The 12721-nt window shown below is 39.2% G+C and carries 8 protein-coding genes; 2 read left to right on the forward strand and 6 right to left on the reverse strand.

Translation table 11 applies throughout. From position 1 onward, the window contains the following. From BB781_RS06550 to BB781_RS06575, 5 genes are all read right to left on the reverse strand, one after another. Window positions 1-1479: hypothetical protein (locus BB781_RS06550; protein ID WP_207205253.1), on the reverse strand; the 1479-nt coding region annotated here is incomplete at its 3' end. A 429-nt stretch (window positions 1480-1908) separates the two neighbouring features. Beyond that, window positions 1909-3177 (reverse strand): outer membrane protein assembly factor BamB family protein, encoded by a 1269-nt coding sequence (locus BB781_RS06555; protein ID WP_094227704.1) that lies wholly within the window; start codon window positions 3175-3177, stop codon window positions 1909-1911. A gap of 409 nt (window positions 3178-3586) precedes the next feature. After that, on the reverse strand, window positions 3587-5338 hold the full coding sequence (locus BB781_RS06560; protein WP_164997799.1) for a PKD domain-containing protein: 1752 nt from the start codon (window positions 5336-5338) through the stop codon (window positions 3587-3589). A gap of 451 nt (window positions 5339-5789) precedes the next feature. Further along, complete coding sequence (locus BB781_RS06570; protein WP_094227707.1) at window positions 5790-8228, reverse strand: PGF-pre-PGF domain-containing protein; 2439 nt, start codon at window positions 8226-8228, stop codon at window positions 5790-5792. Window positions 8229-8271: 43 nt separating this feature from the next. Next, window positions 8272-9471, reverse strand: a complete 1200-nt coding sequence (locus tag BB781_RS06575) for a PGF-pre-PGF domain-containing protein (protein ID WP_094227708.1) — start codon at window positions 9469-9471, stop codon at window positions 8272-8274. A 187-nt stretch (window positions 9472-9658) separates the two neighbouring features. On the opposite strand from BB781_RS06575, the gene BB781_RS06580 reads away from it, so the two are divergent. After that, on the forward strand, window positions 9659-11239 hold the full coding sequence (locus BB781_RS06580) for a type II/IV secretion system ATPase subunit (RefSeq protein WP_094227709.1): 1581 nt from the start codon (window positions 9659-9661) through the stop codon (window positions 11237-11239). A 75-nt stretch (window positions 11240-11314) separates the two neighbouring features. Continuing rightward, window positions 11315-11869, forward strand: a complete 555-nt coding sequence (locus tag BB781_RS06585; protein WP_242492566.1) for an ArsR/SmtB family transcription factor — start codon at window positions 11315-11317, stop codon at window positions 11867-11869. A 110-nt stretch (window positions 11870-11979) separates the two neighbouring features. On the opposite strand, the gene BB781_RS06590 is transcribed toward BB781_RS06585, so the two are convergent. Beyond that, window positions 11980-12721, reverse strand: a 742-nt coding sequence (locus BB781_RS06590) for an ATP-binding protein (protein ID WP_129582650.1), incomplete at its 5' end; no start/stop codon positions are given.

Here is a 12721-nt window from a genome sequence, read left to right on the forward strand (position 1 = left end):
TGTCATTTCTGCAAGAGTCTGCACTGTGGTAATTCCACCTTCTTCCATCCGGGCCATCAGAGGATAGCTGTCTGCACCAAGGTCACCGAAATCAACTGCTGTGTCCCCGATTCCGTCACCATTGCCATCTGCTCCGGTGTAGTCAGAGTAGTAGTTACCAAGAGGACCGTTCAAGGTTACGCCGTTGATTGTGTAGTCCATTGCAGAGGACTGCCAGGTAGAGGGTGTTGCGTCTCCAGTTCCGGCTGTCCATGAAGCTACTGTGCCGACATCAATGAATTCATTGAGATAGATAGTAGCAACACTGTCGCCGGTGAATCTTATTGCATTAGTGCATGAATCAAATGTGTTCTCATATATAGGAGTATCATACAAATTACCTCCATTGTTCACTTGAACAGCAGGGTTACCTCCGATAAAGGTATTACCTGTTAACTCTGGATAACCCACGAAATTAAGATAACCATTTCCACTGTTGTTAAAGACATTGTTCCGGATGATAATTGCGTCTTCATCGTCTTCTGCCCTAATAGACGCTATTCCGAGATTGAAATTGAACTCATTATTCTCAATTAATACAGTACTTCCGGAAGGTATATTATATATACCGGAGATTCCAGTTCCAACACAATTTCTAATTGTACCGCTACCCCCATCAACCTGTATTTTGTTCGAGAAAGTACAATCCTCGACAAGGAAGTCTCTGCAAAATGTTGGCACACCTTCTATTACACTATTTTTAATAGTTATATCTGCGCTTGGTGCATCAAAGAAACCAAAAGCGGTCAGATTTTCCAAATATAACTCATCACCGTCGGTGTACAGCATAACAGTTAAAGTAACCGTCTCAGGTGAGTCACCTATGATAAGAACTGGAATATCCGTAAATATCATATCATCCATGTATTCATAGGTTCCTGCATGCAGGTAAATGATGTCTCCGGCTGTTGCATTAGCAAAAGCGGCTACAAAGCTGTCACCGTCATACAGATGAATTCCGGGTGCTAAGCCGCCTGTTACGGTGATGTCTGTCTGTCCGGATACTGTAGAACTTATATCAACAGGGGGCATTATGTTGGTGGTGCCTTCTATCAGCCCGGAAACCGAAATACTTGTACTGGTGGCACTTGATGTGAGGTCATAGACAATTGTTGTCGTGTAACCGGGTGAGAAAGTATCACTAGACGGTCCCAGCCATTGGCCATCAATAGACTCTGACGGGGTCCAGCCACCATCATTTACTGAAGTGACGGACCATCCTTCAGGAATGGTCTCAGCTAATGAGACAGAACCTAAAACTGTGTCTCCACCCACTGTAATGTCCACAGTGACCCTGACGGTGTCTCCTGCACTAATCTCTGTTGTGTCAAATGATCTGGATGCAGATATCTCGCCTGCAGCAAGTGCCGTAGATGCCATTAAGGCAACTGAAAGCAGGGATACCAGCATCAGCAAACCAGCTATTCTTAATGTTTTCATTATTTGTACTCCACTTAGTTTTTTTCATATCAATTAAATTGGGAAGGCAGGGATAACCCTGATCTCCACATGTTATTTCATATGGGCGCGCTGAACTTCCAGTAAATTCTCATATATGTATTCTGAAAGTGAGAGCGTATGCCATGTACACGGACCAGGTGCGCTGAATTTTCAGTAGATTATGGCGTTTCTGATCTCAGAAAGCATGATGACCTGTCCGTCGATGTTATTAAGTGGATTGAATAGTCCGGTATATAAGCACACAATTAACAGTAATATATATTAGTGCATTAGCTAATATGATGAAACTAAGAGTAACACTACACAGATGACATAAATTATTTAAAAACAAATCAAAAGAAATTGGTGCAAATATTAAAAAGGAAATCTAAAGAAGATTTCCTGAAAATACATTTGCTTTGGTCAGATTTAGTTGAAACAGCCGATATATTTCACGTCGTTACCGAAAACGATGTACCCGTCTACGATAGCTACACCTTGCAATGTATATCCTGCAGGACCAAAGGTGCCAGCAACATCAGGATTCCTGCCATTTGAATCGAAATAGACGCATGATGCAGGTGCAGTTGGTGCATTTACAGTCACATACACATAGTCATACCCATCAGCAGCATCATAGACCACAGGAGATGCTTTTATGCCTCCCCATGTACTTGTAAGGTCTATTGAACTCCTCTGAGACATGGTTGATTTGTAGTAACAATGAATAACAGCAGAATCATCTGTTACGTATACAAAATTACCTGCAACGGTTGGGGTGGTTGTCATCCTGGTACCATGGTCATCATACGCTGTAGCAGTATTGCCTATATCACCGGTAGCTGAGTTAAAACTGTACTTAAATACACTTCCACCAGTGGTGGTGAAATAGATGTAACCGCTGCCGTCGTAAGTGATACCACCGCGGATTGAGCCATCTCCTGCATTGACGCCTTCAACAAGTGCTCCAGTGGCTTTGTTGAATGAACGGACATAACCATCATCACAGCCAATGACTACATAGTCGCCGATAATAGCAGGGGTTGCCCAGTAGAAACCAGCAGCAGAATTGTGGTAGTTCCATTCAACTACACCGGTACTGGCATCAAGGCAGGTTAAATTACCTGTAGTAGTAGTGGAACCGCTTACAACACAGTTGGCTACGTAAACCTTACCATCATCGTATTTGATACCACTGTTGAACTGGTGGTTGGCAGGGAAGTTAGACAGACTGGTGTTAGACCATACTGTCGCACCGGTTATTCCATTAATTGCATGTACACTTGTAGACGTACTGGAGTTACCGTTTGACAGGGCTACGAACAGGCGATCATTCACGGTATCGTATGCTGCAGTACTAAGTTCAAAGCTACCACTGCCGCCACCTACAGCACTGTTAGTCCACACATTGGTACCAGTTGTCAGGTCGTAGGCATAGACATATCCGTTAAAATATATGTCGTAAACAGTACCATTAGCTATTATAGGTGCGCCGTCCCAGCCAACCCAGCCACTGCCCGAAATAGTATGATTCCATACCGGTGTGAATGAACTTGTGGAAGGAGCAACACCATCCACTACACCATTATTGTAATTGTTCTTCTGGAATGATGTCCAGTCAGAAGCATATGCCGCTGAAGACAGACCCAGAATCAATCCAATGCTTAATAAAAGCATAAAAACAGTTCTTTTAGTCATATATTACACCTCTCTTATGGTTTTGCACTTGTTTGGCAAAATAAAAAGTAAATCCCATTTGCCGAAATTCTTAGTCTCCCGAACATTACTAACTTTTCAGGAGCCATGTAAATAATTTATACACATGTATATAAGTGTCATTAAATAAGTAACAGTTATTATCCATTACACTAATATACAAGATGCCTTGAAAAAGTGGACCATGCTAACTATAAAAATTACCACCACAATGTAAAGACCACAATTTCATTTAGGATACGGAAGATATTTTTAATAAAGAAGCTGCAATGGTGCAAAACACCTATACAAAATAATATTTAGACATGCAACAACTACCTGCCCGGAAAAATACCCATGCAGGAAGCAGGATTAAAGGAGATGGCAGGGCAAAACCTCCTGCCCGGGCAATTCATACCGTCATCGGTGAACTGAATTTCCAGTAAACAATCATATTTCGGATCTCACCAAGAGTTATAACGTGACCCGTTTCAGGACAAGGAGCATTAAACTTCCAGTACACGATGGCATTGCGGATCTCAGCTAATGATATTACTGCGCCATCCTCAGAATCAGGATCGTTCCAGGGATTCCAGTCTACATAGATATAGTCAGTCTTTACCAGGGTCTTGTTTCCGTATTCATTGCCTGCTGCAAGGCTTACGGAATACGTACCCTCAGTTTCATAGATATGAACAGGATTCTGCTCGGTCGATGTGTTCCCGTCCCCGAAATCCCATAACCAGGAATGTGCATCATATGACAGATCGGTAAAGGAAACTGCGAGTGAAGGCTCACCTGAGTTGACATTTGCAGTGAAATCTATTATCGGGGAAAGGCAATCCTCATTTGTCAATCCGAAAAGATAACCATTGTCGTTCCCAAAAAATACATATCCGTCGGATATCGACACACCCTGGAGAACATATTCGGTCTTTTCTTCAGGTGCCGTAAATTTCCACATAAGATCGTAATCCGTGCTTCCGGCATAATCCCTTAAGCAGTAAACTGTTCCATTATTTGTGTTGCTTGTGAAGTAGATATATATCTCTCCGTCCCCGTCATCATAGGCAGTTGAGATTGCCGGTGAAGCCGTTACAGGGCCGTTTGTATCGAATCGCCATATCGCCGAAAGGTCAGACTCATCAAGACAATGCAGCGAACCGGTTCCTGCGGACGGACCAAGAGATCCCACATATACCCTTCCATTATATACGGACGGTGTGGATGTTGATTCTCTTACATAGGCCACATCTCTGTCCGAATAGTTAAAAGTACCATCCAGATTGAAAGCAACAGCAAAACAGTATCCACCTTTAGATGTAAAGTATACCCTGCCTGTATCGGGAGAATAGGCAACACTTGATTTAATCTCCTTCATAGTTGCTTGTTTTATGCCAAAAACATCAGGAATATACAAGAAATCCCTTATCTCTCCATTATTCTTATACAAAGAGATCAGATAATCGCTGGAAGTACCGACAACGACAAAATCACCTACAGCAGCGGCACCTGCCCAGTAAAACCCTCCATCATCAAAAGGGTCAAGAGGACTGGACCAGCAATCCGTACCATTAATTTCATAGAGCCCGTAAAAGGATCCATTGTGCCCTTGGAATGTGGAGTCAAAAGTATCTCCGAGAAAAATTCTTCCTGCATCATAGGTTACCGGCGTGTACAGCCATGAACCTGCCTGCAGACACCTTGTAACAGCACTGTTTGTTGCATTGAGAAAATATAATTTTCCGTCTCCTCTGGGAATGAAGAAGGTATTGGTTTGTTCACTGTATGCCGGAGTACCGAGCTGAAACGAACTCGGATCCATTATTTTATTCCTCCACTTCAGGATTCCCGCCCTTTTATCAACGGCACTGAAGTTCCCTCCAGGATCAGCAACATAAACCGTGTCATCAACCACCAGAGGAACGTGATTAACTGCGCTGGTGTAAACCATTCCACTGCTCCCGCTTAAACGCAGATCCCAGGAAAGTGATTCATTCGGAGCAGTTATTGGTGCGGAATCAGAAGTTATTCCGCTGTTATAAGCATCTTTCTGGAACTGGGCCCAATCAGAAGCCAAAACAATGCCTGATACCATCGAAAAAATCATGATACTGCCCACAAACAGCATGACTAATTTGTATGCCTTCTTTTTTTCTTGCATATTTACCTCTCCTTCTAAACGGGTACCTGACATTACCAGTGAACGACTAGATTCCATATTCGGACAGGGTTATTATTGCTCCGTTCTCCTAATCCGGATCATTCAACGGATTCCAGCCATTCACAGCGATTGCATTATAGTTGATTCGGAAGATTTTGGCATTTCCGACATAATCCACAGATTGAACTTGGATCTCACACATTGTACCTTAATTAAACCCTGTTGCAGGGTATAATCTGCCTGTCCATTACCCAACTGGCCTCCCTGACACTGAGGCGGAAATTTCCATTTCATAGTAGTGTTTGATTTTTGCCATCTTCTCATACATACCATGAGATCAGACGGTATTTGGAATTCGAATTTCTAGAAGATATAAATAAAGATTTAAATCTAACTTACACATAGTATCATTCTAGATAACATGCATAAATAATATTTCAAAAATACAACATTATTGTACATGTTGAACACTACATATTGCAAATGAGGAAAAACCAAGTGTATTAGATTCAAATATGAAATACTCATCAGTTTCTTCAACCATTTCAGTAGGCAGATTCTGCCACAAATCATCTGTATATCTGAACAGATTTATAGATGAACTATCTATTTCCTTTTCTTCTATCCACGACCGCTTTACCTTAAAACCTATTAAATGAGTATCCAGTACCAATGGATCAAACCCTTCTGCAACAATCCAGATATTCAGGTGCTTGTATACTGTTTCTGGCGGGTCATTTTTTACAAGAAGAGAACGGTTCCTCAACACTTCAACCTTAACTTCTACATTATCAAAGTAATCTTTTGTATTTAAATGGACATAAACCACGGGGTTTTCTTCAGCATCAAAATAATAAGAAGTAAAGCCATCCGGGACTATTTCACATGAAAGTGTGTCCTTAAAAACTACATTTTCATATTTACTATCCCTTAGTGAAAGGAATCCTTTTCTTTCCCCTACATAAATTCCAGCACCTACTAATATCAAAAGCAGACACAATATCAATATCCATGTGCCGATACCTGATGATGAAGCATTGGTTGGCACTGATTCCACACCTAAAGATTCGTTAGATGAAGAAAGTTCATCTTCTGCTGTCGATCGTAATGCACTCCCCTTTGTATCAGATGATGATTCTTTACTGATACCTGTAATAGCAAATGGTGAAAAACCAGGGGTTTCTGATTCAAAATAGAGATAATTATCATCCTCTTTTACTTTTTGTGTATCAAGCTTTTTCCATTTATTTTCATTGTACCTGTACAGGGAAATCAATGATGACTGGATATCATTATCTGACACCCATGATTTCTCAACTTTAAAGGTAATTACTGTATTTTCAATATTATCCGGGTTTGAAAATCCTGTGTCACCAACCCAGATATTCATATACTTATAAACCTCTCCGGGAGGGGTACCTGATACAAGAACAGAAATTCCCTTTAATGTTTCAATTGTAGTACTTATAACACCAGAATTCTTCAAAGCGATGAAACTGATAGAGGTTATAGGATTATTTTCAGAATTAAATGAATAAGTGGTTACTTTTTTTGCCAGCACATTCTGACTCTTGGACATCTTTTCTAAAATATTATTGTAATCTTCTCCATAATAGCCCCCTCCACTGACATACCTGCCATTTGAAGAACTGCTACTTGTGCTATCTGAAGACGATTGGGATGTAACATTCCATCTCCACTCTTTTTGTGCAGTTCCATTCATATTTTCTGCAAAGATTGTTAGATTATGTAAGCCTTCCTTTGCCGAAGAACAATAATAGGAAGCATTCATTGAAGTACCATTCGTCTGTATACTCACACCATCAAGAATCCAGGTAATATTTGCTATCTCATCAGTAGTGACTTCGAATAGTCTTGAATCACCGACATGATCAGTAACATAAGAACTCGATGGAGATATAAATGAAATAATGATTTGTGGATAAGCAATGATGTAATCAATTTTTATTTCAGTACAATTTCCAGAATTATTTCCAGCTTCAAGAGATACCGTATAATTTCCAGCTTGAGTATATGTGTGGACAAGGTTCCTGTCTGCAGAATAGCTACCATCTCCTAAATCCCATTTCCATGATGTGGTATTCACTGACTGGTCTGTGAACATTACAGTTAAAGGCACCTTTCCTTTTGTTATGTTAGCTATGAAATCAACAAGTGGGTAAGCACCATTAGTTGCATTATTTACGGTAATTACTATTGTTTCTGAATCAGTTGCATAACCATCTGAGACTGAGAATGTGATTTTATAATCACCAGCTTCAGTTCCAGTTGTATCCCACTCAAAGATGTTTCCATTAAGACTTCCAATCTCAGCCGTCGTTGAATATGTTAATTTGTCATTGTCCGGATCCGAAGCATGGAGGATGATCTTTACTATATTAGAACTATTTACCCTTATATTACTAATTTTTTCAAGGACCGGTGCCTTGTTTTCTTTCAGCTCCGCCCAGAATATAAGCTTTCCTTCCATTGAACCAATGCCAACGTAGTCTTCCGGTACGTTTAATTGAACACCGGATTCAATGTATTCTCCCCTGGATATCTCTTTTTTATACATGTTCCAGGAAGCATCATCGAGCTCCAATCCTTCAACATAAAGATCTTTTGCAACATCCAGAACCTCGGATGTAACGTAAACCTTTGAACTTCCTCTACTAAAAATTGTCAGTTTATGTATCTCACTGGATTCACCTGCTGACAGTTTACCGAAATCTATGGTTTCCGGCATTACTTCAATCGATATTGAAGGATTGATCTTTGTAGAAAGAGAAACAGCTGTTGCTTCTGAATTTTCGGAAGCGTGAACCGGGAACATGGGTAAAGCTAGTAAAAATAAAATACTAAAGTAAACCAGTCTGTTTTTTCCCATCCCCTGTTTCACCTCAGCCTTTTCTTAAGAAGAAAGGGTAGAATTATTTTCTACCTTTCATTGTTGCGAAAATACCTGCAATAACCACTCCTAGAATGGTTCCTAATACTCCAAAACCTGGAGTACTTTGTGCGGCTTCCACAGGAGTTGTTTTTTCTTCTTCATTGATTTCAGTTGTAGATTCAAGTTTTTCTACATCTTCAGCTGCAGATGAGGAAACAGACACTGTCTCTTTATTTACCGAAGCAGCTACGGCAAACGGAGAGAAACCAGGTGTTTTGGATTCAAAGTAGACATATGTGTCATCATCACTCAGCACACTTGTCTCAAGCTCATTCCATACATCATCTGAATATCTGTAAAGAACAATGTCATCGGATGTAATTCCATTCTTGTTCATCCATTCTTTTTTAACACTGAATCCTATAGCCGGATTCTCTATATTATCAGATGTTGCAAAACCAACTTTGCCCACCCAGATGTTCATATTCTGATAAATTAATCCTGATGCATCAGAATCTGCAAATGCTGATCTGCCATTAAGAACTTCAATTGTAGTGGATATCTGGCCTGAGTTTTTAAGACCAGTAAACTGTATGTAATCAATTGCGTTTTCATCAGCTGAGAACTCATATTTTATGCTGCTACCCTTGTTGATATACACAGTCTCAACTTCCTTTTTCAGAACATTTTCATACTTTTCACCAGAGGTTCCACCACCTCCGCCTCCACCGCTGGACGATGACGCGCTTGAAGATGATGAAGATGTTGATGAAGAGTGACCTACAGTTACCTGTGTATCACCAGTGATTGTAATTTCTATTTCGGTGTCACCTGGCTGAAGCGCCGGACCATCCGGGTTAAAAAAAGAAGCAATTCCGGAGATAGAGTAGACACCACCAGATGCTGAATCCGGCACTGCAATTTCATAAACAATGGTTTTACTTTCACCTTGATTTAGAACATCGGTATAAATCCAGCTGTTAGTATTGAAATTAGCATTATCCGAATCCACCTCGCTAATTCTCCATCCACTGGGTATCGTTTCTTCAATAAAGAGTGCTTCAATCTTACTATTAACATCAACTGATAATGTCACAGTGAAAGTATCACCCGCATCAACAGACGTGTCTGATATGCCTCTTGTAGCTGTAATTTCATCAGAACCAAGAGCATTGGTTCCACATAAAAATAAAATCAGCAATGAAAGCATAAAGCAGTATATAATCTTTTTAGCTATCATGTGTACCTCTAAATTTAATATAACTTAGTATTTTTTAAAGAATCATTCTCTTTGTATATAAACATAATGAAATTGTACAAGATGTTATGATAATGATAATGATGATATATTTTAATATAAAGATAATGTATGAGATTAAAAAGTATAGATGTAAAATCTTAAATACAAAGTAACAGTAGCACTAAAGATGCAAAAGATATCTGATAAGATAAGAAAGATATCAAGTATTAAAAACAAATACGTAAAATCTTCAGATGTAATTGTTCAAGAATCAGATAATTACGATCCAATTGTAACATTTGAACCTGACATTGACACAGAAGAAATAGAACGCTATTGGGTTGATGAACCTTATGCATTCATATCCATATTAAAATATGATAATGATTTGTTATATCACGTTGCCGAACCCGAACTTGATGATATCGAAAGATCAATACTGGATGAGGTTCTGTTCACAATAGGTGATGTACTTACACTAAAGAAAGTAAAGGATCTGGACAAAATAGATAAAGAGAATAAATACAGTCTTCTCAAAGAGAAAATTAAAGAATTGCTTTCCGACCATTCTCAGCTTTCAACAAACTCTTTTGAGAAGATATTCTATTACATGAAAAGAGATTTTATTGATTTTGGTAAAATCAGTTCTATTATGCGGGACCCTAATATCGAAGATGCCTGGTGCAATGGAGTAGGTATTCCGGTCTATATTTTTCATTCATCCCATGGAAATCTTATAACTAACATTACATTTGAGAATGATGATGATATAGCTGCCTTTGTAATGAGGGTGGCACACCAGAGCTCACGGCATATTTCAAAATCTTCCCCTATACTTGATACGGTAATGCAGGACGGTTCGAGGATCAATATCACATATGGCCATGAAATCAGTCCTAAAGGAAGCTCCTTCAGCATAAGAAAGCAAAAAAAAGTTCCTTTAACTCCCCTTGATCTCATTACCTGGAATACATTTTCATCAGAGATTATGGCTTATTTCTGGCTTTGTATGGAGAATGGGAAAAATATCCTAATCTGTGGTGGTACAGCAAGTGGCAAAACGTCTACCCTGAATGCAGTTTGCATGTTTATTCCTTTAAACATCAGAATTGTAACTTTGGAGGATACGCGAGAGATACAATTGCCACATGAGAATTGGATACCAATGGTTACTCGTGAAGGAATTTCACATGACAATGTTGGCAATATTGATCTGGAAGATCTTCTGCGAGCATCCTTGAGACAACGGCCTGACTATCTGCTGGTTGGAGAAGTCAGGGGCAGCGAATCACAAATATTATTCCAGGCAATGAATGCAGGCCATGCTACCTGTTCAACTTTTCATGCAGGCTCTCCTACTGAGGTAATAAATCGATTTACCAACCCGCCAATCAATGTTCCTGCAGCCATGTTTACAGCACTTGACATAATCTGCATGCAATCCAATACGTATGAAAATGGTACTGAAATACGAAAAGTATCTAAAATAGCTGAAATAACAGGTGTTTCAGAGTCGATTGATATTCAGGATGTTTTCATATGGAATAAGCTTAATGATCATTTTGAATATCACCATTCTAAAGTTCTTAGTGAAATAAGAATAAGAAGAGGATGGAATGAAGAAGAGTTGAGGGATAATCTCAATATCAGAAAACGTTTTTTGGAAACTTTAATTTCCAAAAATATTCGAGATTATAATGAAGTAACTTTCTGGATCAACTATTTCAATAAATCTCCTGCAAAGAGTATCCAAGATTTAAATCTCTAATGAACCTCATGGTTCACAACAAAGTACGAATCATAAAGTAAACTATATATAGGCATTATACTTTAGTAAACAGATATGATTGAAAATACTAATGAAAAAATGAAAGGAGATGAAATATCTAAATTCCTAAAACTATTTTATGCACTCGACAGTGTAACAAGGCTGAATATCCTTCAAAGTTTATTTGAAAATGAAAAACACATCTCTGAAATTGCCCGTGAGCAAAGTATCTCTGTTCCCGTTGCAGCAAAGCATGTCAATATTCTTGAAGATGCAGATCTTGTTAAAAGGAATATCTATGGAAAAACTCATGTCCTTCAGTTGAACAATAAGGATATTGCAAGATCGCTTGATATACTAGCACCCATTAAAACCGTGGAAGTCAAAAAAGGAGCTAATCTTCTGGATATTCTAAAAGATGTAGCTATCATAGAAACAAAAAAATTGCGAGGGAAAGATCACGTAATTTCAACCAATGGCGATGAAGGCTTTTTTATCTATGAACTTGACGGACAGTTTTGTGATCAAACAGTTCAAAACTGTATATTTAGGAAAGATGCAACAGTTGTATGGAAAAAGCTTGAGCCTGTTGCTAAATTGCGTTTGAAGATCAAAGTGAGAGACGAGTGAACACGGGTTTGTATATACTATTCTCGATATAGAGGCGTAAAGTTATGCTTTTCGTACTTTGCATAAAGTATAATTCTCAGACTGCTTATTCGGTCAGAGTAGAACTCTTCTTATAATGCACATTCTTTCCTGATATCCACCAGATCAAAAGCAAGAAAATCCAGTTTTTCTTTTCCATCGATCTTTTTGGCTATCAGGCAGTAATCCTGTTTCCAGGCACCATCGACCTTTCTTGCCTTTTCTTTCAGGTCTTCGATTATGCCTGATGCTTCTCTTTCAGAAAGGTGTTTCCATTTTACCTCACAGAACAAGGCATTACGACTCATTTTGTCAAAAGCGATAAGGTCTATCTCGGTTTCTTTCTTCCACCATTTTCCAATTCCTGTAAACCTGAAAGGAAGTTTTTGCTGTTTATTGAGTTTGATGAGTATTTCTTTTGCAACATCCTCAAACGCATATCCGAAATATGTGTTCAGGTCCTTCTTGACTATACTCTCTGCCAGGTCGGGGTCTATCTCAAAGGTGCCGTAATACTTGTAGATGAACTTGAACCAGAAATTAAAAAAATTGTCCTGCAGGAAATATCTTGAGTTACGTGACCCTCCGGATATTACAGGCTCTTCCTTTTTCACGATCTCATACTTGTGTACAAGTTCATTTAGGTACTTTGCAACTGTTCCCTGAGGCATTGCTGTGTAGTCCGCAATGTGTGCAGGGACTGCTTTGCCTGAAGCAATGGCTTCAAGGATGGAAAAATATCCTTTGTGCTCTGAACCGAATTCCAGAACAAGTATGTTCTTTGCCTCTTCCATGAGTATCTGTGTATCCACAAAGAGCTTTTTGAAAACGCTC

It is taken from the genome of Methanolobus psychrotolerans, from assembly GCF_002243045.1.
GTDB lineage: Archaea > Halobacteriota > Methanosarcinia > Methanosarcinales > Methanosarcinaceae > Methanolobus > Methanolobus psychrotolerans.

Coding starts and splice junctions, on each gene's coding strand:
- BB781_RS06555 (WP_094227704.1), bottom strand. CDS start 3,177: ATGACTAAAAGAACTGTTTTTATGCTTTTATTAAGCATTGGATTGATT.
- BB781_RS06560 (WP_164997799.1), bottom strand. CDS start 5,338: ATGCAAGAAAAAAAGAAGGCATACAAATTAGTCATGCTGTTTGTGGGC.
- BB781_RS06570 (WP_094227707.1), bottom strand. CDS start 8,228: ATGGGAAAAAACAGACTGGTTTACTTTAGTATTTTATTTTTACTAGCT.
- BB781_RS06575 (WP_094227708.1), bottom strand. CDS start 9,471: ATGATAGCTAAAAAGATTATATACTGCTTTATGCTTTCATTGCTGATT.
- BB781_RS06580 (WP_094227709.1), top strand. CDS start 9,659: ATGCAAAAGATATCTGATAAGATAAGAAAGATATCAAGTATTAAAAAC.
- BB781_RS06585 (WP_242492566.1), top strand. CDS start 11,315: ATGATTGAAAATACTAATGAAAAAATGAAAGGAGATGAAATATCTAAA.